Source organism: Proteus sp. fly-1067 (assembly GCF_040139345.1).
GTDB lineage: Bacteria > Pseudomonadota > Gammaproteobacteria > Enterobacterales > Enterobacteriaceae > Proteus > Proteus vulgaris_B.
This window is the reverse complement of sequence record NZ_JBEEUL010000004.1, coordinates 42,382-67,947: the sequence shown is the minus strand read 5'-3', so window position 1 is coordinate 67,947 and position 25,566 is coordinate 42,382. Positions and strand designations below refer to the sequence as shown.

Here is a 25,566-nt window from a genome sequence, read left to right as displayed (position 1 = left end):
TTAATTAAGTGTTTAATAGATGACAAATCAAGCGATGAAGATAATAAATATACCGATAAACCTAATAAAATCAATTAAGGCGTAAAATGCCCTTTGCGTACATCTCCCGGTAATATACCAAAACGTTTACGAAACGCGACGGAAAAATGAGCGGGTGTATAACCAACATAATAGGCAACACTTGAGATAGACTCCCCTTCATTTAGCAACATATTATATGCGGTTTGTAAACGATATTCTTGTAGCCAACCATAAACAGAATTACCAAATAATTGACGAAAACCTTGAGTAAGTTTTCGAGTATTTAATCCCACACGAGTTGCTAATATTTCAAGCTTTGGTGGCGTTTCCATTTCAGCAATTAAAATTTCTTTGGCTTGTTTTAAACTGTTTTTTTCACGCTGACTTAATGGCCGATTGGCTGGCTCTTGTTCATGACATAAATATTGCAAACTTAATGAAGCAAATTCGCAAGCTTTACCTGAGTAATAAAGTGGTTTTAAGGAATCATGAACCGGATTTTGGAATAACTGCATGGTTAACGCTAAAAACGTATTATCCAAAGTCAGATGATGCAGAGTTAATCCTTGATTTTTCTTTAATATCTCAGGTAATAAAATATATTGTTGCTCAAGCCACTGAGATGATAATTGCAATAATGTGTATCTTAGAGGATCGCCAGATTTAAATTGATTCAATAAAGAATAACGTTCAACACTATTAGCAATAAAAATACTCGGTGTTGCTATCTCTATTTTCTGCCCATTGACACTTTCACTAATCACACTTCCACTATGAACCGCCACTAAATTAAAGCCGGCTTGATAAGTCTCTTCAATATGCAGATCTTCTGTAGTTTCTAATACACCTTGGCGTAATAAAATTTGGTCTTGAAAGCGATATTCTTCAACCTGTTGATGCTTAGGTTGATAACCAATATATGAATAGAATGAAGAGTGTTGAGACATAATAGAAAGATATCAGCAGAGTAAATAATCAGCTATGTTGTCAAACATTCAACGAAATAGCAATCATTATCATTTATATCCAACTATCACAAAGAATAATTTAAAAGACAGGGTGCTTGTACCCAAAACTCTGACAACTTGAAGAAAAATTGGGAGGGAGAAAACCTCCCTCCAACCAAGCTATTTATTACACATCAAAATAGCTTGAACGACTGTGTTTCCATTACTAATGTTAAGTAAACATAATCGTTCGCCTACAGTTATTGTAAAACATAGAACAGTCACACAGATAACCGTAATGCCAAATAAGGTTATTTTCGTCAATTTGATTGACTCCTTTCGGAAAAGGAGACAGAATCAAGTTGTTGAGGTTTGAGTCTGTCCCCGGATTTTATGAAAATAGAATTCGGGGCTTTTCTCTTTTTGGCTCTTGCAAAATGCTTGAACCAAAATGATCCAAGCACCCGCCAATATAGTAACAGAAATTTCTCTATCCCCTATACCTTTTCCGTAGCAAACAACAAACTTAAATCAATTAAAACAACACGTTACTTAATATCGTAAAATAATTTTCTCTTGACTCAAGCGACAAAAAAAGACAAAATCAACCCGCTAAAACAAAGAAATTAACTTATTTTATTTTCTTGATTCCTTACTTGAAAAAAAAGATCCGCACCCACCTCTTTGTTTTGCAATCGCCCCAAATAAATTTATTTGGGGCTTTCTTTTTTCCGTAAAATTTTCTTTTTTTTAATAGCGATAAAAAATAAAAAATCCCGAATACAAGTTTCCTCATATTCAGGATCATTATTATGGCAACAAATAAACTTAAGCTTTATTTATCTTTTTATGCATTTCTTGAACTGAAATAACACTCGCCGTAGGATCGGCCGCTAATGACAACGTTGTTGCAAATCCGCCATTTAACGTCGTGTCATAATGGACTTTATATCTTAATGCACTGCGACGAATAATTTTAGAATCTTCAATGGCTTGGCGACCAGATGTGGTATTAACAATATAGTCATATTCACCATTTTTAATTCTATCTTCAATATGCGGTCGCCCTTCATGTACTTTATTGACTAAACGTGGATTTATTCCCGCCTCACCTAATACAATGGCTGTACCATGTGTAGCATCTAATTCAAATCCACTTTTTAGTAATTTCGTTGCCAAATCAACAACACGCTTTTTGTCACCTTCACGCACAGAAAGAAGTGCTCTACCTTTTTTCTTCATGGTAGAACTGCTGCCTAACATTGCTTTAGCAAAGGCTTGTGCAAAGGTTGCACCGACGCCCATTACCTCACCTGTTGAACGCATTTCTGGCCCTAAAATGGGGTCAACGCCTGCAAATTTATTAAAAGGTAAAACGACTTCTTTTACTGAGTAATAAGGGGGAATAACTTCTTTTGTAACGCCCTGCTCTTCAAGAGTTTGGCCAATCATCACACGCGCGGCGACTTTGGCTAATGGCACACCTGTGGCTTTTGATACAAAAGGTACAGTACGAGCAGCGCGAGGATTGACTTCGATAAGGTAAACATCATCACCTTTTACCGCGAATTGTGCATTCATTAACCCTTTTACACCTAACTCAAAAGCAAGTTCACGAACTTGTTTACGCATCACATCTTGAATTTCTTTGCTTAGGGTATAAGCAGGCAATGAGCAAGCTGAGTCACCAGAGTGAACACCCGCTTGTTCAATATGCTCCATAATGCCGCCAATCACGACTTGCTTACCGTCACAAATCGCATCAATATCGACTTCAATCGCATCATCAAGAAAACGGTCTAACAACACTGGCGCATCGTTTGACACACTCACCGCAGTTTGGAAATAGCGACGTAAATCGACTTCATCGTAAACAATCTCCATTGCGCGTCCACCAAGTACATAGGAAGGACGAACCACCAGCGGATAACCAATTAACTGTGCTTTTTCTACCGCTTCTTCTAAAGCAGTCACCGTGGTATTTTCAGGCTGCTTTAGCCCTAATTTATCAACCGCTTTTTGGAAACGCTCACGATCTTCTGCTTTATCAATAGCATCTGGTGTTGTGCCAATGACTGGCACACCTTCAGCTTCTAGCGCTCTTGCTAATTTCAGTGGGGTTTGCCCACCATATTGCACGATAACCCCTTTTGGTTTTTCGATACGTACAATTTCAAGCACATCTTCTAATGTGACTGGTTCAAAATAGAGTCTGTCAGAAGTGTCATAATCTGTTGAAACTGTTTCAGGGTTACAGTTCACCATAATGGTTTCGTAACCGTCTTCACGTAACGCAAGCGCCGCATGAACACAGCAATAATCAAATTCAATCCCTTGACCTATACGATTGGGTCCGCCACCTAATATCATGACTTTAGGTTTATCTTGATGTGGATTTGCTTCGCACTCTTCTTCATAAGTCGAGTACATATAAGCGGTATCAGTCGCAAATTCTGCCGCACATGTGTCAACACGTTTATAGACTGGATGTAGCTGATATTGCTCTCGTAATTGACGAATAGCGTGCTCTTTTATATTAAGTATTTTAGCTAAACGTGCATCAGCAAAACCTTTACGTTTTAACTGACGTAAGAAATCAGCACTTAAGCCTTTTATACCGACTTCGCTGACTTTTTCTTCAAGGCGAACGATTTCTTCTATTTGAACTAAAAACCAGCGATCAATATTGGTGAGGTTAAAGACACCATCAACGGATAATCCAGCACGGAAAGCATCTGCGATATACCAAATTCGGTCAGAGCCTGCTTCTTTTAGCTCTCGACGGATCTTGGTTAATGCTTCTGGGTCGTCTAAATCGACTTTAGGATCAAAACCTGTCGCCCCCACTTCGAGGCCTCGTAATGCTTTTTGCATAGATTCTTGTAGCGTTCTACCAATTGCCATCACTTCGCCAACAGATTTCATTTGCGTTGTTAATCTGTCATTGGTTCCTGCAAATTTTTCAAAGTTAAAACGAGGAATTTTTGTCACAACATAATCTATTGAAGGCTCAAAAGAGGCAGGTGTTCTTCCTCCTGTGATGTCATTCATCAGCTCATCGAGGGTATAACCTACCGCTAATTTTGCGGCAACTTTAGCAATTGGAAAGCCTGTTGCTTTGGATGCCAAGGCAGAAGAACGTGACACCCGAGGATTCATTTCAATAACAATCAAACGTCCTGTTTTCGGATCAACGGCAAACTGAACGTTAGAACCGCCTGTTTCAACACCTATTTCACGTAATACCGCCATCGAGGCATTACGCATAATTTGATATTCTTTGTCAGTCAATGTTTGCGCAGGTGCAACAGTAATGGAGTCCCCTGTGTGAATGCCCATTGCATCAAAGTTTTCAATAGAACAAACAATAATACAGTTATCATTTTTATCGCGAACAACTTCCATTTCATACTCTTTCCAGCCAATCAATGATTCATCAATTAATAATTCATTGGTAGGTGATAAATCTAAACCACGAGTACAAATTTCTTCAAATTCTTCACGATTATAGGCGATACCGCCCCCTGTACCGCCCATAGTAAATGATGGACGAATAATACAAGGAAAGCCAACCTGTTGTGCGACCGCAAACGCTTCATCAAGGTTATGTGCAATACCTGAACGTGCTGTATCTAAGCCGATTTTTTTCATCGCTTTATCAAAGCGTTGTCTATCTTCTGCTTTATCAATTGCATCAGCTGTTGCACCAATCATGGTGACACCAAATTCAGCTAAAACACCTTGGCGCTCCAATTCTAAAGCGCAGTTCAGTGCTGTCTGCCCGCCCATTGTCGGTAATACTGCATCAGGACGTTCTTTTTCAATAATCTTTCTCACAACTTGCCAGTGAATAGGCTCAATGTACGTTGCATCAGCCATTTCAGGATCGGTCATAATGGTTGCAGGATTTGAATTTACCAAAACAACTCGATATCCCTCTTCACGTAGCGCTTTACATGCTTGAGCGCCTGAATAATCAAATTCACACGCTTGCCCGATAACAATCGGCCCTGCACCTAAAATCAGGATTGTTTTGATATCTGTTCTTTTAGCCATTTTCTTTCGCTCCTGATTTATTTTGTTGTTACTGATTGCAGGTTTTGACGATATTGCGCGATAAGTTCGATAAAGTGATCAAAAAGAGGTGCAGCATCATGTGGCCCAGGGCTGGCTTCTGGATGGCCTTGAAAACTGAATGCAGGTTTATCTGTGCGATGAATGCCTTGTAAAGAACCATCAAATAGAGATTTATGTGTCACACGTAAATTGGCAGGAAGAGAGGTTTCATCAACGGCAAATCCATGATTTTGCGCTGTGATCATCACCGTATTTTTATCTAAATCTTTAACAGGATGGTTACCACCATGATGCCCAAATTTCATTTTGATGGTTTTTGCACCGCTGGCTAATGCTAAAAGCTGATGACCTAAACAGATGCCAAAGAGAGGAATATCGGTTGTTAAAAATGTTTGAATGGCGTTAATGGCATATTCGCAGGGCTCTGGATCCCCGGGACCATTTGAAAGAAAAATACCATCAGGTGAAAGTGCTAAAACATCTTGCGCAGGTGTTTGTGCTGGTACAATGGTAACTCGACACCCTCTATCCACCAGCATGCGTAAAATATTACGTTTCACACCAAAATCATATGCCACAATATGCAATGGCAATTCATCTACTGATTTTGCTTTGGGTAACTCACCTTTTAATGTCCAACTTCCTTGAGTCCACTGATAAGGCTGTTTCACTGTCACCGTTTTTGCTAAGTCCATTCCTTTTAAACCAGGAAATGATCTGGCCTTTTCGAGAGCTTGTTGAGTATCAAGGTGATTGCCTGCGATAATGCAACCGTTTTGCGCACCTTTTTCTCTCAATAAGCGCGTTAGCTTGCGTGTATCAATATCTGCAATCGCAACGATATTATGGCGTTTAAGATAATCAGATAATGTTTCTTGTGCACGATAGTTGCTCATCACTAATGGTAAATCACGAATAATTAAGCCTTGAGCATGAATGGTTTCTGATTCTTCGTCTGAATGATTAACGCCGGTGTTGCCAATGTGGGGATAGGTGAGAGTAACAATTTGTTGAGAGTAAGACGGGTCGGTTAGTATTTCTTGATAACCAGTCATTGAAGTATTAAAAACGACTTCACCGATGGCGGCGCCTTCTGCGCCAATCGACTTGCCGTGGAATTCGGTCCCATCTTCTAGAACCAGTATAGCTGATTTAATCAAAACGCCCTCCAGAGAATAATAAATCACATTTCATGCATATTAATTCAGATTTAAGACTCTAAATCAATGCCAAAAACATAAAATTGGGCAAATTTTTGGCAAATTGGGCGCATTCTAAAGATCGAATGGACAGATGTCTAGAAAAAACACCTTTTTAATTAAAAAAATATCAATCATTAGCAATTTAATCAACCAAGTGACAATTAATATAACAAATCTTGCAAATTTAACCGTTTGCTTACTAAGATAATTTAAAAATGAGATTTTAAAAGAAAAAACAGAAGAATTGTGTCTTTTTTTAGAAAAAAAACAGAAAATATAAGAGATAATCAATATAAACAAGAAAGAATAAAATAAAAATAAAAAATCAAATAAAAAAACTCACAATTAAAAAAATAATCATGAGTTTTCAATTGATTATAAAAAACAATAAATCACAAATCTTCTAAAGAAAGAACATCTTTCATATTATATAAACCTGATTTTTTAGAGCTTAACCAAATAGCCGCCTTTACTGCGCCATTTGCAAATGTCATTCGACTAGAAGCTTTGTGGCTTATCTCGACTCTTTCGCCAATATCGGCAAAAATCGCAGTATGTTCACCCACAATATCACCTGCACGAATAGTAGCAAAACCAATACTTTTAGGGTCACGCTCTCCCGTATGCCCTACTCGCTCATAAACGGCACACTCTTTAAGATCACGACCTAATGCATCTGCAATAGATTCACCCATTGCTAATGCTGTGCCTGATGGTGCATCAACCTTATGGCGATGGTGCGCTTCTACAATTTCAATATCACTATAAGATCCCATCACTTTAGCGGCTTTTTCAAGTAATTTAAGCACCAAATTAACACCAACACTAAAGTTGGCTGCAAACACAATAGGGATGATTTTTGCTGCATCATCTATGGCTTTCTTGCCTTCATCATCAAAGCCTGTCGTACCGATAATCATACCTTTTTGTTGTTCTACACAAAATTCAATATGCGAAAGCGTGCCTTCTGGACGTGTAAAATCAATTAATACATCAAATGAATTAGCTTGTGCTAATAAGTTATCAGTTACCGTGACACCGATATGGCCAATGCCAGCCAACTCGCCCGCATCTGAGCCAATTAATGAAGAATTTGTACGTTCAAAAGCAGCACCTAGCACAGTTCCTTCTTGTTGAGAAATTGCCTGAATTAATTGGCGCCCCATGCGTCCACCAGCACCTACAACAGCAAGACGAAGTTCTTTTGCAGACATAACTAAATTTCTCCTTAACAATGCTTATGATCTCTATTTATTATTTACAGATTAGCGATGTCATCCGTTTGATGCCAGTATTTAACGTTCTAGATAAGAAAAACACACCAAACAGCGCTAATTATCAGTAAAAGAGATGAATAGCATGATTATTCATTTAACTTTAGATATAAAAAAAGCAGAGATTTAAACTCTGCTTTAAAAACCACGCTTTCTAGATGTCTTATTCGATAACTTTATAATCAAGTCGAAGTTCTTTAGGTACTTCAAAAACAATATTTTCTTCACGCCCTGATAATTCGATCACTTCATCAGCACCAAAGCTTTTTAGACGCTCTAATACCTGCTGTACTAAAATATCAGGGGCAGAAGCTCCTGCAGTCACTCCGACAATATTGACATTAGTCACCCATGACTCATCAATATCTTCAAAGCTATCAATAAGATAAGAAGGTTTTCCTGCACGCTGAGCCAATTCTGCTAAGCGGTTTGAATTTGATGAGTTCTTAGAACCAACAACAAAAACAACATCTGCTTTTTCAGCAAGTTCTCTCGCCGCTTCTTGACGATTGGTTGTTGCATAACAAATATCGTCTTTACGAGGCCCAATAATTTTGGGAAAACGTGCATTTAAAGCATCAATAACTTCAGATGTATCATCTACAGAAAGTGTTGTTTGGGTCATAAAACAAAGATTGTCTTCATCTTTGACTGTTAGCTTCCAGACATCAGCAGGTGACTCAACTAAATACATCCCTCCTTCAGGGTTATTGTATTGCCCCATTGTACCTTCAACTTCGGGATGCCCTGCATGACCGATTAGTATCGCCTCTTTACCTTTACGGCTAGCTCTAGCTACTTCCATATGAACTTTAGTTACTAATGGGCAAGTTGCATCATAAAGCATTGTTAAATTACGTGAACGAGCCTCTTGACGAATAGCTTGAGAAACACCATGAGCCGAAAAAATTAAAATCGCGTTATCGGGTACTTCTGAAATTTCTTCAATAAAGATAGCGCCACGTTCGCGTAAATCGTTAACTACATAACGGTTATGAACCACTTCGTGACGAACATAAATAGGTGCGCCATAGATTTCCAGAGCGCGGTCAACAATGCTGATAGCTCGGTCAACACCCGCACAAAAGCCTCGTGGGTTAGCCAGCAGTATTTGCATGTGTTGTTTCCTCCTCAGGATTGATGCTGACAACTTCAATATCAAATGTCACTTCTTCTGACGCTAATGGGTGATTAAAATCAACCGTGACAGAATCTTCAGTGACATTTTTTACAATGCCCGGCATTTCACTGCCATTCATTGCTGTAAATAGCATAATAGTGCCCGCTTCTGGCACCCCAGACTCTGCAAAGTCAGAAGGCATAAAGTATTGGATCAAGTCAGGGTTGTATTTACCAAAAAGATGTTCGCCCGCAAGCGTAAAAGTTTTTTTATCTCCCGTTGATAACCCCAATAATTCAGCTTCTAAGGCTGGCGATAAACTTTCATCACCTAAACGAAAAAGAGCGGGTTTACCATGTGCTTGCGTAGATTCAGCAACAGAGCCATCGGCTAATTTTAAAGTGAAATTCAGCAATACCGCACTATTGTTGAGTACCTGCATAACCATACTAATACCTTCTATTAAGCGTAACCCCCGCCATAAGGCAGGGGTTATTTTAGTTAACTCATTGTCTGATTACTTTTGCTTTTTTGTATCTTGCGGACTGACATTTTTATCAGGGAAAAAGCTTTCAATGATAATAAGTCCAGCACCAATACAAATACCCATATCAGCAATATTAAAAGTGGGCCAATGCCAATCTCCGACATAAACATCAAGGAAATCGATAACAAACCCGTGGATCAGACGATCAGAAAGATTACCCAATGCTCCGCCAATAATAAGCGCATAAGCAATGTTACTTAGTTTGGCGTTCGCTTTATTTTTATACATCATTACTAATAAAGTAATGCAGATTGCTAATGCAATCAGTGCAAAAAACCAACGTTGCCATCCCCCTTTATCCGCTAAAAAGCTAAAGGCAGCACCATAGTTATGTGCGTAAGTGAAATTGAAAAAAGGCATCACAGCAACAGATTCATACAGACGAAATGTCTGCATGAAATACTGTTTTGTTCCTAAATCCAACACCACTACAGCAATTGCTAACCACAACCAGCGTAAACCTGTAGAGCAAAGTGTTTTCTTCATTAATTAAGCAAACTTACGTTCTTCACCGTTACCGGCTACGTTAGTAACACAGCGTCCGCATAATTCAGCGTGTTCCGCTACTTGACCGATATCTGTCGCATAATGCCAGCAACGAGGACATTTTTCGCCATCTGCTTTATTAAAGGCGATTTTTAAACCCGCCATATCAGAGGCTAATGCTGTTTCTGGTGCTTCACTAATATCAGCTACTGTCGCTTGAGATGTTAATAAAACAAAACGCAGTTCATTACCTAATGCATTTAATTTATCTGCTAAAGCGTTATCTGCATACAGTGTGACTGATGCTTCTAAAGAGCCACGTAGTTGTTTATCTGTACGTGCTTGCTCTAACACTTTATTGACTTCACCACGAACAGCCAGTAATTCAGCCCAGTAATCGTCATTTAAGGTTTCTGATGCATCTAAACCAAATAAATCGGTATACCACTCTTCAGTTAAGACATATTTTGCACGCTCACCTGGCAGTTCATTCCAGATTTCATCAGCAGTGAATGACATAACTGGCGCCATCCAACGGACTAATGCTTCACTGATATGGAATAATGCTGTTTGGCAACTACGACGAGCAACACTGTCGCTTTTCGCTGTGTATTGTCTGTCTTTAATGATATCTAGATAGAAAGAACCCATTTCCACTGAGCAGAATTGCATTAAGCGTTGAATAACATTATGGAAATCATAGTTTTCATAATGTTTTAAAATTTCTGCTTGGGCAGCTTGCGCACGCCCCACAGCCCAGCGATCTAACGTGACCATCTCTTCTGGTTTAACTTGATGTTTTGCAGGATCAAAACCATTCAAGTTTGCTAAGAAGAAGCGTGCAGTATTACGAATACGACGATAAGTATCCGCAGAACGTTTTAAGATCTCATCAGATACGGCGATTTCACCTGTATAATCTGTTGAGGCAACCCATAAACGTAAAATATCAGCACCTAATTTATCCATCACATCTTGAGGACTTACTGTGTTACCGATAGATTTAGACATTTTACGGCCTTGTCCATCTACGGTAAAACCATGTGTTAATACTTGGCGGTAAGGTGCTTTACCTTTGATTGCCGTTGAGATCATCAACGAAGACATAAACCAACCACGATGTTGGTCAGAGCCTTCTAAATACATATCGGCTGAATTACCATGGTATTCTTGGCGAGCATCAACAACGGTTGAGTGTGTTGATCCTGAGTCAAACCATACGTCCAGCGTATCTGGTGTTTTCATGTAATCGTCAGCTTCATCACCCAACACGTCACGAATATCTAAATCCCACCATGCTTGGATACCGCTAACTTCAACACGTTTTGCAACTTCTTCCATCAACTCTAAAGTACGTGGATGTGGCTCTTGTGTCTCTTTATGAACAAACAGAGACATTGGAGTACCCCAAGTACGTTGACGAGAAATACACCAGTCAGGACGGTTTTCAACCATTGACTCAATTCGTGCTTGACCCCAATCAGGTATCCATTTAACACCCTTGATCTCTTTTAATGATTGTTGACGCAACCCATTTTTATCCATGCCAATAAACCATTGAGGTGTTGCACGGAAAATAACTGGAGTTTTATGTCTCCAACAGCAAGGATAACTGTGCTGCATCGCTTCGTGATGTAACAGAGCGCCTTTTTCTTTTAGCAATTCAACGATGACATCATTCGCTTTAAAAACAAAAACACCGTCTAATATTGGGTAAGTGCCAGGTAAATAACAACCATTTGGCCCAACTGGGTTTGCAACTTCTAAACCATATTTTTGACCAACCACAAAGTCATCCGGACCATGGCCTGGTGCAGTATGAACAGCCCCTGTACCTGCTTCTAAAGTAACGTGATCACCTAAAATAGCAGGAACATCAAAGCCCATAAATGGATGATTAAAGCGCAACAATTCTAGATCTGTACCTTTACATTCACCTAAAACAGCCCAGTCAGTTACGCCAATACGTTTCATCACATATTCAACAAGATCAGCAGCTAAAATCACACACTCATCATTAAATGAGACTAAGGCATAATTAAATTCTGCATTTAAGGCGATAGCGCGGTTAGCAGGTAATGTCCAAGGCGTTGTTGTCCAGATAACCAAAGAAATTGGTTTATCTGTTGCTGAGCCAAATTTAGCAGCAACAGCTTTTGAATCTACGGCGGTGAAACGTACATCGATAGAAGGGGATGTTTTATCGTAGTATTCGACTTCTGCTTCAGCCAATGATGAGCCACACGCGGTACACCAGTGAACAGGTTTAGCGCCTTTTAATAGGTGACCATTTGCAATGATACGCGCCAAAGCACGAATAGTATTTGCTTCGGTTTTATAGTCCATTGTGAGATAAGGTTTATCCCAATCACCCAAAACACCCAAACGAATAAAATCTTTTTTCTGTGCTTCAATTTGTTCGTAAGCGTATTTACGACATTCCTCGCGGAATTGTGCTGCAGATATCTTCTCTCCTGGCTTACCTACGATTTGTTCAACTTTTAGTTCAATAGGTAATCCATGACAATCCCATCCTGGAATGTACGGAGAATCAAAGCCTGACAGCCCTTTGGATTTAATAATAATATCTTTGAGAATTTTGTTTACTGAGTGACCAATATGAATATTGCCGTTGGCGTATGGAGGGCCATCATGCAAAATAAATGTTTTTTTACCACTTTTCGCCTGACGAATAGCTTGATACAAACCTTCTTTGTACCAACGTGATAACATCTCTGGCTCGCGCTTTGCTAAATCCCCGCGCATAGGGAACCCTGTTTCTGGTAAGTTCAGGGTATTTTTATAGTCACTCATTCGATTCTCAGTTCCAATTTTCCGCTAGTTTATGACTCCGACTACTGTGATAAAAAATCCCTAGCAGTAGCCACATCATCTGCGATTTGCTGCTTCAATGCATCCAATGATGCAAATCGCTGTTCATTACGCAATTTCTTTCGTAACACAACATCAATACAACGTCCATATAAATCCATATTAACGTCGATTAAATGAACTTCTAATTGTACGCCTTTTCCTTTTACAGTTGGACGACTTCCGATATTTGCCACACCTGGCAAAGGTAATTGATTATCTGATAAATAGACATCAACGGCATAAACACCTTTCACTGGTGCAACTAAGCGCTTCATTGGAATATTGGCTGTCGGAAAACCAATAGTTCTACCCAATTCATTACCATGAACAACTCGTCCACAAACACTATAAGGATGTCCAAGGAGTGATTCAGCAAGAACTAAATCATCATTGAGTAACGCTTCTCTTACTGCGGTGCTACTGATACGTAACCCTTTATCGCAATAACTTTCTGTATTTGCGACGTCAAATCCATACCGAACACCTGCTTGTTGTAAAAAATGGAAATCACCTTCACGATTTTTGCCAAAGCGAAAGTCATCACCAATAGCAAGAAATTTCACCCCTAATTTATCGACCAGTAGAGATGAAACAAACTCTTCGGGTGTTTGTGCCGCAAATTGTTTATCAAATTTGACACACAAAAGGTAGTCAATACCGCATTCAGCCAAATACTTTATCTTATCTCGTAAACGAGTCAGACGTGCTGGTGCTTTTTCTGGTAAAAAAAACTCAAGTGGTTGAGGCTCAAATGTCATCACAACCGTGGGTAATCCTCTCTGTGAGGCTTCTTGCTTCAAGTGTTTCAATAATGCCTGATGGCCTCGATGGACACCATCAAAATTCCCAATTGTTAAAACGCAACCATGATGTAGCGCTCTAATATTCTGTATACCGCGAATTAGCTCCATAACTGGCTCAATACCGTGGAAATTATTGGATTATACCTTGTCAAAGGCTTGAGAGTAACCCAATATATCAATGTTTATTGATGAGTAATATCTCGACAAGTCGATTCACTGTTGTTCTTAAATTTGATTGCTCACATCAAACAAAAATGGACTATCACTCGCTTCTTGGTTATAAAATCGCATAAAATCAATCGTAGATCCTCTTAGAATCTATTATTTATTACTCATATACACGATTTTGATGATTTTTTCACTCAAAAGACTGTATTCTACCCGCCTTAACTGATAAAATCTTGCGCCATCACAACGAAACAAGTGTCGCGTACAACGACGCTAATTTTGTATAAATCCATTGACAAACTTAGGTTGAAAAGGCATATTCCTTCACCTTTGTATTTGTCCTCGCTAGAATATATTTGGGAGTTGGAACTTGGCTAATATCAAATCAGCTAAGAAGCGTGCGGTTCAGTCTGAAAAGCGTCGTCAACACAACGCAAGCCGTCGTTCTATGATGCGTACTTACATCAAAAAAGTATACGCAGCAGTTGCTTCAGGTGATAAAGAAGCAGCACAAAAAGCATTTAATGACATGCAACCGATTGTTGACCGTCAGGCAACTAAAGGCTTAATTCATAAGAATAAAGCAGCACGTCATAAAGCTAATCTGCAAGCACAAATCAAAGCAATGTAATATTTGCTTTCTTGTGTTATAAAAAACCGGCTTATGCCGGTTTTTTGTTTTCTACTTTTTAACCATACTCACTTATGGATTTACAATACTCTTCTTATTCCCATTAAAAAGATCTGAAAAATCAGTATTACAAACGCGCTGAACCGCTGGATGCTGGATCATTCTCTCTGCAAAAATCGCGTAATACTCTTCTTTTACTGTATCAAGCATTCCAATTTCTTCGATATTACTATGAGCAAAAGTTTCATCGGTATACAGTGAAGGTGCTACAAAAATGGCATTATAATTTAATCCGAATGCTTTCATTAATGCCGCATCATCAAACTCTCCCAAAATTTCCACTTGCAGATTCTTATTACGTATCCACGTTAACAAATGGCGACCTAACATATATCGACGACCAGGGATCAGTAATTTTCGCTCTTCTAAACATTCAGGAAACGGTTTTTCAGGAAGTGGATGGCTACAAAAGAAACTCATATTACATTCACCGAGTTTTACAGAAAACAAGCCTTCTTGTTGTGAAGAATCTACTGGGCAATCCGATAAAATCATATCCAGCTTATGCTGGCTTAATTGTTCTAATAATAATTCATGCGTTGATTCAAAACAGCGCAAATGGATTTGCTCATGATCAATCACGGCCGTTTCTAATACGCGACTGACTAATTGTTTAGATAATGCATCCGCAACACCGACATCAAACAACAAGTTCGATTCACGACTATAGTTGACGATATCCAGCATCTCTTGGCTTAACATAAACATTTTATCGGCATAGCGAAAAATAAGTTGTCCCAATTCTGAAGGAACTAACCCCCTTCCTTGGCGTTTAAACAACTTACCACCCAATCTCTCTTCTAATGCTTTAATTTGCCCTGTAATTGTCTGAGGTGTCAGATACAGAGCTTCTGCTGCACCTACAACAGAGCCTTCTTTACACACATGCCAAAAATAATAAAGATGGTTAAAATTGAGATGTGACACCCGCATAGTTATCTTCCTTTCAACTTCTGTGCCTTAAACACAGACTATGTAATAACGCATTAGTTTGCGATTGGCTTTCCTTGCATCCAATCCTCATAAAAACATCTACGGCACAATACACTGTATTGCACCGTAGATTTAAATATATAGCTCGGTATTTATTGTGTTTAGAAACTCAAATCCGTAATAAATTTCCTTATATTGACTTCGTTTTTGACTTCGGTAAAACAGAACGAAGCAACAAATATCCCACAACTGCAGCTACCGTTGAACCTACTAAAATACCCAGCTTAGAGTAGGTATTATAAGCTTCACTTGCACCATCAAATGCTAATCCTGCGATAAAGATAGACATAGTAAAACCGATACCACAGAGCACAGATACTGCAAATATTTGCTTAAGATTAATCGCATCTGGTAATTTTGCAATGCCTAGTTTTACCGAAACCCAACTAAAGAGGAAAATTCCAATCGGCTTACCCAAAAATAGTCCTAATGCGATACCTAACGGTAATGCGGATAACATGCCATCTAATGTCACACCATTTAAGGAAACCCCCGCATTACTAAATGCAAAGAGTGGCAAAATTAAATAGGCAACCCAAGGATGTAACACATGCTCTAATTCTTCAGAAGGCGAATCACCTTCTTTATTTCTTAATGGGATAATGAATCCAACTATGACACCCGCAATAGTGGCATGAATACCCGATTTTAAAATACACACCCACAAAACAAACCCAAGAACTAAATAAGCGGCGGTATTGCCAACTTTACGCCAGTTCATTATGCCCAAAGCAATAACAATCACCCCAGCCAAAGCCAACGGCATCAGTGCAATACTCTTTGAATAAAAGAGTGCAATAATCACAATAACGCCCAAGTCATCGATGATCGCCAAAGCCAATAAGAAAACCTTTAATTCAACAGGGACACGCTTACCTAATAACGCCATCACCCCCAATGCAAATGCAATATCTGTTGCCGCTGGAATTGCCCAACCTTGTTGCCCAATAGGATCGGTATGATTGAACATAAGATAAACTAATGCAGGAGCTAACATTCCTCCTACAGCAGCAATTGCAGGGAAAATGGCTCTATCACGTTGAGCTAAAGAGCCTTCTTTTAATTCACGCTTAACTTCTAATCCAACCACCAAAAAGAAAATAGCCATTAAGGCATCATTTACCCAAAGCAGTAATGGCTTATCAAGTTCGAATGCACCAAACTTGAGCATAATAGGAATAGATAAAAACTCATTATACAAAGCACTTAGAGGTGTATTCGCCATAATCAATGCGATAATAGCAGCAATAATCAGAAGAATACCGCCTGATGCCTCTAATCTCAAAAATTGTCTAATAATTGCCGTCATAATATTAACCTCAAAATTACTAATCTTGTTAATAATATGCTAACCATGGATTCGTAAAAAACAGTTTATTTATGGATAACAATTCGTATTTTTCGAGTTAATTGAGAAATATTAAGTAAAACAAGATAGATAGTCGAAATTAATAAACATTAATTCTTAATAAAAAAACAAAACAATAATTTAAAAAATAATTTATAACATATTAATAAACATATATTTTTTTAAATTATTAGTAAAAATAAGCATCTAATTCAATAAACGACACCAATCGATAAAATAGATCAAACATATTAATTTTTAATTATCAAAAAATAATACTATGTTTATCTTTTCCGTTTATAACACCCTTAGATTATGAGGAAAAAAATGTTATATATTTCACTATTTACCCATTGTGTTATGGTTTTATAAAAATAATTTTCGCTTTAGTACAAAGGCCTCTATCAATATGTCGATTACCGTTTTTATTGCTGTGCTATTTGCCGCTGTCTTCCATGCATGTTGGAATGCATTAGTCAAAGTAGGTAGTGATCGATTTCTTGGGATCTCGTTACTTACCTTTTTTTCAGGTATTGTGACAATCCCAGCTCTGTTTTGGGTTGGACTTCCCGATATAGGAGCATGGAAATGGCTTATTCTTTCCGTCCTATTTCATATTGGGTACACCCTTTCTTTAAGCCGGTGTTATACCTTGGCAGACTTTAATCAGGTCTATCCGATTTCTCGTGGTAGTGCGCCATTAATGACCGCTGTTCTTGGTTTTTTTCTTTTTCATGAGACACTTCCTGTTACTGGCTTAATCGGCATTTTATTGATTATTTTAGGTATTATCCTTATTTCACGTAGCCGAAAAATAGCGACGCTTAATTTACGTAAAGATGCACTCTTTTTTGCGCTCCTTACCGCATTATTTACCGCAAGTTATACCCTATCTGATGGTAATGGCTCCCGAGTGGGAGAAACACCTTTTGCTTATATTTTATGGCTCTTCTTTTTAAATGGTATCGCAATGTATTTGCTGGCATGGCTTCGTTATCGCCAACACTTAAAAACTAAAATAAAAAATTATTGGAAGCCCGCATTTTTAGGTGGTGTCATGCAATTAATCAGTTATGGCATAGTGATATGGGCAATGAGTCATGCTTCTATTGTGCTTGTAGCGGCATTAAGAGAAACCAGCGTACTATTTGCCATGGTCTTATCTGTTTATTTGCTAAAAGAACAATTTAACCGCAAACAATTATTAGCGTGTTTAGTCATTTTAGCCGGTATTGTCGCCATCAAGATGGGATAATCTTGAGCCACATTCAAATAAAAAGGCCTGATGATAAATACTGTCATCAGGCCTTTTTGAAAGGAGTAATGAAGATTATTTCGTTAAATCATCAAAGAATTTTTTCACACCATCTAGGAAACTTTTAGAGCGCGGTGTATTTTTCTCACCACTTTTACCACCAAATGATTCACCAAGTTGTTCCATTAACTCTTTTTGTTTTTCATTGAGCTTAACAGGTGTTTCAACAACAACACGGCACATCAAATCACCGACAGTGCTACTACGTACAGACTTGACACCTTTACCTTTCATACGGAACATTTTGCCCGTTTGTGTTTCTGCTGGGATTTTAAGTTTTACACGGCCATCTAGTGTAGGAACTTCAATTTCGCCCCCCAAGGCAGCAATCGCAAAGTTAATCGGAACTTCGCAATAAAGGTTATTACCATCACGCTCAAATATATGATGTTGGCGAACATGAACCTGTACATATAAATCGCCTGCTGGTGCACCATTCTCGCCCGCTTCACCTTCACCGCTTAAACGGATCCGATCCCCCGTATCAACGCCAGCTGGGATTTTAACAGACAGTGTTTTATAACGCTCAACACGACCATCACCATGACATTTAGAACAAGGCTCTTTAATCACTTTACCGCGACCATGACACGTTGGACATGCTTGTTGTACAGTGAAGAAACCTTGACGTAAATGAACCTGACCCGCACCATGACAGGTAGAGCATGTTTCAGCCGAGGTACCTTCTTTAGCACCACTACCGTGGCATTTATCACAAGTTTCTAATGTCGGTATACGAATTTCTTTGGTTACACCACGAACCGCTTCTTCAAGCGTTAAATCCATGTTGTATTGTAAGTCAGATCCCCGTGATGCTCGTTGTTGACGGCGACCACCACCAAAAATATCACCAAAAACATCACCGAAAATATCACCAAAGTCAGCGCCACCACCGAAACCACCACCACCTTGGCCACCAAATCCGCCTTGCTCAAAAGCAGCATGACCATATTGATCGTAAGCTGCACGTTTTTGTGCATCACTTAAAATTTCGTAGGCTTCTTTGATTTCTTTAAATTTTGATTCTGACTCTTTATCACCCTGATTACGGTCTGGGTGATATTTCATTGCTAAACGCTTATATGCACGTTTAATTTCTTTTTCATCGGCGTTTTTGCTTAAACCGAGAACTTCGTAAAAATCTCTTTTTGCCATTCTAGATTACCCTTGACATAAGCACACGGGCGTAGAGTTTCCTCGACGCCCGTGTTCGGTATCAGTAACTATTCACAAGTGAGTTACCGTGGCCCGTTAAGGGCATTATTTCTTGTCTTTACCGTCAACTTCTTCAAATTCTGCATCGACAACATCATCATCTTTCTTCGCACTTGCATCTGCGCCAGCAGCATTACCTGCAGCACCAGCTTGTGCTTGTTGTTGTGCGATTTCTAACAGTTTCTCAGAAGCTTCAACTAATGCTTTAATTTTTGCTTCGATAGCGTCTTTATCTTCACCTTTAGAAGCAATTTCTAACTCACTTACCGCTTTTTCGATAGCTTCTTTATCGTTCGCTGGTAATTTATCACCTGCTTCTTCAATTTGTTTACGAGTACCGTGAACTAATTGGTCAGCTTGGTTACGAGTTTGCACTAATTCTTCAAATTTACGGTCTGATTCTGCGTTGGCTTCTGCATCACGTACCATTTTTTGGATTTCTTCTTCATTTAAACCAGAAGAGGCTTTAATTGTGATGTTTTGCTCACGACCACTGTTTTTATCTTTAGCTGATACATGCAAAATACCATCAGCATCGATATCAAAAGTAACTTCGATTTGTGGCATACCGCGTGGCGCAGCCTGAATACCATCTAAGTTAAATTGACCCAGTGATTTATTATCACTAGCACGTTTACGTTCACCTTGTAATACGTGAATAGTTACTGCAGATTGGTTATCTTCTGCGGTAGAGAACACTTGGCTATGTTTAGTAGGAATTGTGGTATTTTTTGCAATCAGGGATGTCATTACACCACCCATTGTTTCGATACCTAAAGACAGTGGAGTTACGTCAAGTAACAGAACGTCTTTAACATCACCCGCTAATACACCGCCTTGAACAGCCGCACCCATTGCAACCGCTTCATCTGGGTTAACGTCTTTACGTGGTTCTTTACCAAAGAAGTCAGCAACAGTTTTCTGAACCATTGGCATACGAGTTTGACCACCAACCAGAATAACGTCGTTAACTTCACTTACTTTCAGGCCTGCATCTTCTAATGCAACACGTACTGGTTCCATTGAACGCTTAACTAAATCTTCAACTAAAGATTCTAGTTTTGCACGAGTTACTTTGATATTTAAATGTTTAGGGCCTGTTGCATCGGCAGTAACGTATGGCAAGTTAACATCTGTTTGTTGTGCTGAAGATAATTCAATTTTCGCTTTTTCAGCAGCTTCTTTCAGACGTTGCATTGCTAATGGATCGTTACGTAGATCAATGCCTTGTTCTTTTTTAAACTCATCAACTAAGTAGTTAATTAAACGGCTATCGAAGTCTTCACCACCTAAGTGAGTATCACCATTGGTTGACAGAACTTCATAGGTTTTTTCGCCATCTACTTCATCGATTTCGATGATAGAAATATCGAATGTACCACCACCTAAGTCATAAACTGCGATAGTACGGTTACCAACTTCACGATCTAAACCGTAAGCCAGAGCAGCTGCTGTTGGTTCGTTAATAATACGTTTAACTTCAAGACCTGCGATACGACCCGCATCTTTAGTTGCTTGACGTTGCGCATCATTAAAGTAAGCAGGAACAGTAATCACTGCTTCAGTAACGGCTTCACCTAAATAGTCTTCTGCTGTTTTCTTCATTTTTTTCAGGACTTCAGCAGATACTTGTGGCGGAGCCATTTTATCGTTACGAGCTTCAATCCAAGCATCACCATTATCAGCCTTAATAATTTTGTAAGGCATGATAGCGACGTCACGTTGAACTTCTTCATCTTCGAAACGACGGCCAATTAAACGTTTGATGGCAAATAAAGTATTTTGTGGGTTAGTCACAGCCTGACGTTTTGCTGGCTGACCAACTAAGATTTCACCATCTTGTGCATATGCAACGATTGAAGGAGTAGTACGATCGCCCTCACTGTTTTCAATAACCCGAGCAGTTTTGCCATCCATTACAGCAACACAAGAGTTAGTTGTACCCAGGTCAATACCAATAATTTTACCCATTTAAACGCCTCCAAAGAGAATTCTTTATCAATTTGACTACCAATCTATATGAGGATGAATATTCATTTTTCAAGTCAAAAATTAATAGACTTAACAACATCATTTCAAAGCGGATATAAAATCAACGCAACTCAATAGTGGTAATTGCAGTTGAAAAGAAGATGGGGTCATAAATACATTCATCAAGGGGAATCATAAAAAAAAATGCAAAAAATGCGAAAAAATTGGATCAGCCAAGTCTAAATAAATTAAAATTTATTATTTATCAAACAGTTATATAATACACAAATAATATCATGGTGAATTAACACACAAATTTTAAGATTTAACTCAAAACACAATCATAACCAATTGAAAATTAATATTTTTAATAAACAAAAAAGAAAAAAGAGATTGAATAGAATGAGGTTATTTTTGTACTACTTGAATACAGTACGAATTCCAAGCATGCATACAAACAGTTCAAATAACCTCTTAGATTATTTATGCAGAAGTAGAACGGCGGGCTGATTTCGGTCTAAATGCTGTCACAATATCTTCGTTTGTTTCAACGTAAGGGCCATCTAGCAATTGGATACAATAAGGTACACTCGCAAAAATACCACTAACAATCACTTTGCCTTCGCTGTCTTTTAACCCTTCTAACGTTTCTGCAATCGCTTTAGGTTGTCCGGGTAAGTTTAAAATTAATGCTTGGTTACGAATAACACCCACTTGTCGGGATAAAATTGCAGTAGGTACAAATTTCAAACTAATTTGACGCATTTGTTCACCAAAACCAGGCATTTCTCTATCTGCAATGGCCAACGTCGCATCAGGAGTAACATCACGGCGTGCAGGCCCCGTTCCTCCCGTTGTTAGTACTAAATGGCAACCTGATTCATCAACAAGTTCACAAAGCGTTTGCTCAATCATCAATTGTTCATCTGGGATCAAACGAGATTCGATATGAAAAGGCGTTGTTAACGCAGTTTTTAGCCAAGCCTCTAAAGCGGGTAAGCCTTTATCTTCATAAACCCCACTTGATGCGCGATCAGAAACAGAAACTAACCCTATGCGTAATTCGTTCATATCAACCTCAATTAATCAATGACCATCTAACTTGCGCGCAGATATTACCATGAGAACACAAGAGAATTAAAAATAATCTCATTATATTAATGATGTTTAATATTTGATTATTGAGGACGGATAATAAAAATTGATAACTCTCTATTTTATTTATCGTTAACTAAAATAGAAAAAGGGAGCATAAGCTCCCTCTCTTTAATCCTAAATAATATTAATCAATATCATTCATCAATATATTTAGCTATATAAGACGCCGCTAAACTTTTAGCTTCTGCTAATTGTGCCGCATTTAATGCACGAGCAGTACGTTTTAGCATTGCTTCATCACCATCGCCATTTTCAACAGCAACAGTAAACCATGCATAAGCTTGTTTCAGATCACGTTTAACGCCTTTGCCGTAGTAATAGTTTAACGCAAGATTATTTTGTGCAAGACCATTACCTTGAATAGCTGATTTTCTGTACCATTCAACGGCTTTACGTGCATCTTTAGCCACACCATCACCTTCATCGTACATCACACCTAAGTTATTTTGTGCGTCACGATTACCTTGGTTTGCAGCCTTCGTATACCAGAAAACAGCTTTAGCACCGTTACGCTCTACACCCTCACCGTCATCATAAGAGACAGCAAGATTATATTGCGCATCAGAGTGGCCTTGTTCTGCTGCTTTCGTATACCAGACAACCGCTTTTTCATGATCTTGTGCTACACCGATACCTTCATCATAAGAGATACCAAGATTGTATTGCGCATCACTATCACCTTGCTCGCCAGCTTTAGTATACCAATACACGGCTTTCTCATGATCTTGCTCTACACCATCACCATCGTCATAAGAAACAGCAAGGTTGTATTGTGCTAAAGAAACGCCTTGAACCGCAGCTTTGTTATACCAATAAACTGCTTTTTCTGCATCGCGATCAATATCATCGCTCATGTCATACATAAGTGCTAAGTTTAATTGCGCTTCAGCATGACCTTGCTCTGCAGCTTTGGTATACCATTCCAGCGCTTTTTGTGCATCTTGTTCAACACCTTCGCCATTCTCATATTTTACGCCCAATTGATATTGAGACGCTGAGTTTCCACCTTCAGCACTTTTTTCAATTGCAGGTAAAGAGAAAGCGGTTTTGCTCTCTGCCATTGCAGCGCCACCAAAAAATAACGATGCAAGTACCGTTGCCAAGACAATCTTTTTCATAATTCACCAATAATAAATAGAGTATTTTAATAATATATTTTTATAATTATTACTGGATAAATAATATATTCCAATCAATTTAATCTTAAAATTTTCTTAAATGTTATTTTGAGAAGAAAAAAATGAAAATACCCACCTATAAAAGATGGGTATTTAAGATTTTTATAAGAATTTAACGACGAATTATAATAAATCCGCAATCATTTTCTCTAATTTTTCCTGATCGACAGCAAATTTACGAATACCGTCAGATAATTTATCTACTGCCATTGGATCTGCATTATGCTCCCAATAGAATTGTGCTTCAGTGATAGCTTCTGGACGTGCTTTCACTTCACCTTTATAAGATAACTTATGTTCAACTTCACCTTCAGCTTCTGATAATTCTTTTAACAGTGCTGGTGCGATAGTCAGGCGATCACAACCTGCTAATTCTAAAATCTCACCCATATTACGGAAGCTTGCGCCCATAACTACGGTGTTGTAACCGTGTTGTTTGTAATAGTTATAGATTTCAGTCACAGAAATAACACCTGGATCTTCAGCAGGTGCAAATTCTTTTTTATCTGTATTAGCTTTATACCAATCCATGATACGACCAACAAATGGAGAAATCAGGTAAACACCTGCTTCAGCACATGCGCGCGCTTGAGCGAAAGAGAACAGTAAAGTCAGGTTACAGTTGATACCTTCTTTTTCTAATTGCTCTGCGGCACGAATACCCTGCCAAGTAGATGCTAATTTGATAAGAATACGATCGTTGCTAATACCTGCATCGTTATAAAGCTTCATTAAATGACGCGCTTTAACAATACAAGCTTCTGTATCATAAGAAAGACGTGCATCCACTTCTGTTGAAATACGACCAGGGATCAGTTTTAAAATTTCTAAACCGATATTTACTGCCAGCTTGTCACAAGCATCAACGATTTGTTGTTCACGAGAATCGCTTTGTGCGCGTGCCCATTCAATCGCTTCATCAATTAATTTACGATATTCAGGAATTTGAGCTGCATTTAAAATTAAAGATGGGTTGGTAGTTGCGTCTTGTGGCTGATACAGTTTCATTGCTGCAATGTCACCAGTGTCAGCAACAACCGTTGTCAGTTTACGCAAAGAAGTCAATTTGTTGGTCATTTTGTTTATCTCATCTACTAGGTAAATCTGTTTGCAGTCACCTGCGGATATCTATTGATAATAACATGGACTGCTCACACTACAAGACGCTTAGATTCATACAAAGCAATTATTTGAATGCCAAACGTTTTCGCAAAGCAAAAGCGGAAAAAAACAGAAGAAGATCACAAGCTGAATCGTTTAATTTGTCGATTTTTACGACAAATTAGCAAAATCATTGTTTTTTCCTATTGCTATAATTTAGTCTATCATCGAAAGAATTTGTTATATTCAGTCAATATTAAAATAACGTACCGAGGGAATTATGCTAATTACTATTTCACCAGCTAAAACACTGGATTTCGAATCGCCTTTAGCAACAACGCAGTTCACCCAACCTGAATTGCTAAAATATTCCCAGCAACTTATCGAAGAGTGCCGAAAATTATCTTCAAGTGATATCGCTAGTTTAATGAAAATAAGCGATAAATTAGCAGGATTAAATGCAGCACGTTTTGGTGAGTGGCAACCTAATTTCACACCAGAAAATGCACGCCAAGCTATTTTAGCATTTAAAGGTGATGTTTATACAGGCATGCAAGCTGAACTCTTTTCTGAAGATGATTTTCAATTTGCTCAACAACATTTACGCATGCTTTCTGGCTTATATGGTGTATTGCGCCCTCTGGATTTAATGCAACCTTATCGTCTTGAAATGGGAATAAAACTAAAAAATAAAAAAGGGAGTGATTTATACCAATTTTGGGAAAACACCATTACAGAAGCGTTAAACAAAGCGATTGAAGCACAAGGTGATAACGTTTTAGTTAATTTAGCCTCTGATGAATATTTTAAATCAGTTAACCCGCAAAAACTCAATGCTGAAATTATTAAGCCTGTTTTTCTAGATGAGAAGAATGGGAAATACAAAGTCATTAGCTTTTACGCTAAAAAAGCGCGCGGATTAATGAGCCGTTTTATTATTCAAGAAAAACTCACTGACAAAACACAACTTAAAGAATTTGATTTAGAGGGTTATCAGTTTAACTCAGCAGAATCTGAAGGTAACACCTTAGTGTTTAAACGCGCAGAGCAATCTCTTTAATGAGCAAAGCCCACATT

General features: G+C 38.5%; 19 protein-coding genes. 3 read left to right on the top strand and 16 right to left on the bottom strand.

Annotated features, from left to right (window positions below; all coding sequences use genetic code 11):
* Window positions 1-74 precede the first annotated feature (74 nt).
* The 9 genes from ABN217_RS07850 to ribF all read right to left on the bottom strand — a co-directional run bounded on the left by ABN217_RS07850 (window position 75) and on the right by ribF (window position 13,459).
* The gene (locus tag ABN217_RS07850) at window positions 75-968 is read right to left on the bottom strand and encodes an AraC family transcriptional regulator (protein WP_196553507.1); all 894 of its coding nucleotides are present in this window, start codon (window positions 966-968) and stop codon (window positions 75-77) included.
* 828 nt (window positions 969-1,796) lie between these two features.
* A complete protein-coding gene (carB, locus tag ABN217_RS07840; RefSeq protein WP_196553505.1) occupies window positions 1,797-5,024 on the bottom strand; it encodes a carbamoyl-phosphate synthase large subunit in 3,228 nt (1,075 codons plus the stop codon).
* Between the two features lie 17 nt (window positions 5,025-5,041).
* Window positions 5,042-6,205, bottom strand: coding sequence for a glutamine-hydrolyzing carbamoyl-phosphate synthase small subunit (carA, locus tag ABN217_RS07835; protein WP_072069460.1), 1,164 nt, complete (start codon window positions 6,203-6,205; stop codon window positions 5,042-5,044).
* A 434-nt stretch (window positions 6,206-6,639) separates the two neighbouring features.
* Entirely contained in the window at window positions 6,640-7,461 is an 822-nt protein-coding gene (dapB, locus tag ABN217_RS07830; protein ID WP_340895101.1) for a 4-hydroxy-tetrahydrodipicolinate reductase, read from the bottom strand.
* A 223-nt stretch (window positions 7,462-7,684) separates the two neighbouring features.
* The gene (ispH, locus tag ABN217_RS07825) at window positions 7,685-8,638 is read right to left on the bottom strand and encodes a 4-hydroxy-3-methylbut-2-enyl diphosphate reductase (protein WP_072069462.1); all 954 of its coding nucleotides are present in this window, start codon (window positions 8,636-8,638) and stop codon (window positions 7,685-7,687) included.
* The gene (gene fkpB / locus ABN217_RS07820) at window positions 8,619-9,089 is read right to left on the bottom strand and encodes an FKBP-type peptidyl-prolyl cis-trans isomerase (RefSeq protein ID WP_072069463.1); all 471 of its coding nucleotides are present in this window, start codon (window positions 9,087-9,089) and stop codon (window positions 8,619-8,621) included. Before fkpB ends, ispH begins: the two co-directional genes overlap by 20 nt.
* 69 nt (window positions 9,090-9,158) lie before the next feature.
* The gene (lspA, locus tag ABN217_RS07815; RefSeq protein ID WP_196553503.1) at window positions 9,159-9,674 is read right to left on the bottom strand and encodes a signal peptidase II; all 516 of its coding nucleotides are present in this window, start codon (window positions 9,672-9,674) and stop codon (window positions 9,159-9,161) included.
* 3 nt (window positions 9,675-9,677) lie between these two features.
* Window positions 9,678-12,488, bottom strand: a complete 2,811-nt coding sequence (ileS, locus tag ABN217_RS07810; RefSeq protein ID WP_349459291.1) for an isoleucine--tRNA ligase — start codon at window positions 12,486-12,488, stop codon at window positions 9,678-9,680.
* Window positions 12,489-12,529: 41 nt separating this feature from the next.
* On the bottom strand, window positions 12,530-13,459 hold the full coding sequence (gene ribF, locus ABN217_RS07805; RefSeq protein WP_115350507.1) for a bifunctional riboflavin kinase/FAD synthetase: 930 nt from the start codon (window positions 13,457-13,459) through the stop codon (window positions 12,530-12,532).
* 430 nt (window positions 13,460-13,889) lie between these two features.
* On the opposite strand from ribF, the gene rpsT reads away from it, so the two are divergent.
* Window positions 13,890-14,150 (top strand): 30S ribosomal protein S20, encoded by a 261-nt coding sequence (gene rpsT, locus ABN217_RS07800; RefSeq protein ID WP_004248964.1) that lies wholly within the window; start codon window positions 13,890-13,892, stop codon window positions 14,148-14,150.
* Window positions 14,151-14,222: 72 nt separating this feature from the next.
* Here the strand turns inward: rpsT and nhaR are convergent, their stop codons facing one another.
* Complete coding sequence (gene nhaR, locus ABN217_RS07795) at window positions 14,223-15,143, bottom strand: transcriptional activator NhaR (protein WP_196553501.1); 921 nt, start codon at window positions 15,141-15,143, stop codon at window positions 14,223-14,225.
* A 190-nt stretch (window positions 15,144-15,333) separates the two neighbouring features.
* The gene (nhaA, locus tag ABN217_RS07790) at window positions 15,334-16,512 is read right to left on the bottom strand and encodes a Na+/H+ antiporter NhaA (RefSeq protein ID WP_196553500.1); all 1,179 of its coding nucleotides are present in this window, start codon (window positions 16,510-16,512) and stop codon (window positions 15,334-15,336) included.
* 448 nt (window positions 16,513-16,960) lie between these two features.
* Between nhaA and ABN217_RS07785 the strand changes: the two genes are divergently transcribed.
* On the top strand, window positions 16,961-17,806 hold the full coding sequence (locus tag ABN217_RS07785; protein WP_196553499.1) for a DMT family transporter: 846 nt from the start codon (window positions 16,961-16,963) through the stop codon (window positions 17,804-17,806).
* A gap of 75 nt (window positions 17,807-17,881) precedes the next feature.
* On the opposite strand, the gene dnaJ is transcribed toward ABN217_RS07785, so the two are convergent.
* The 5 genes from dnaJ to tal all read right to left on the bottom strand — a co-directional run bounded on the left by dnaJ (window position 17,882) and on the right by tal (window position 24,465).
* Complete coding sequence (gene dnaJ / locus ABN217_RS07780) at window positions 17,882-19,021, bottom strand: molecular chaperone DnaJ (RefSeq protein ID WP_164525931.1); 1,140 nt, start codon at window positions 19,019-19,021, stop codon at window positions 17,882-17,884.
* Window positions 19,022-19,126: 105 nt separating this feature from the next.
* A complete protein-coding gene (dnaK, locus tag ABN217_RS07775) occupies window positions 19,127-21,052 on the bottom strand; it encodes a molecular chaperone DnaK (RefSeq protein WP_196553498.1) in 1,926 nt (641 codons plus the stop codon).
* A 483-nt stretch (window positions 21,053-21,535) separates the two neighbouring features.
* Window positions 21,536-22,123 (bottom strand): molybdopterin adenylyltransferase, encoded by a 588-nt coding sequence (mog, locus tag ABN217_RS07770; protein WP_072069470.1) that lies wholly within the window; start codon window positions 22,121-22,123, stop codon window positions 21,536-21,538.
* A gap of 221 nt (window positions 22,124-22,344) precedes the next feature.
* Window positions 22,345-23,328 (bottom strand): SEL1-like repeat protein, encoded by a 984-nt coding sequence (locus ABN217_RS07765; protein WP_072069471.1) that lies wholly within the window; start codon window positions 23,326-23,328, stop codon window positions 22,345-22,347.
* 183 nt (window positions 23,329-23,511) lie between these two features.
* Window positions 23,512-24,465, bottom strand: coding sequence for a transaldolase (gene tal, locus ABN217_RS07760; protein WP_072069472.1), 954 nt, complete (start codon window positions 24,463-24,465; stop codon window positions 23,512-23,514).
* A 304-nt stretch (window positions 24,466-24,769) separates the two neighbouring features.
* Here tal and yaaA point away from each other — a divergent pair, with 304 nt between their 5' ends.
* Window positions 24,770-25,549 carry a peroxide stress protein YaaA gene (yaaA, locus tag ABN217_RS07755; protein WP_072069473.1) on the top strand — a complete coding sequence of 260 codons (780 nt, stop codon included), beginning with the start codon at window positions 24,770-24,772 and terminating at the stop codon, window positions 25,547-25,549.
* The last annotated feature ends 17 nt before the right edge of the window (window positions 25,550-25,566 follow it).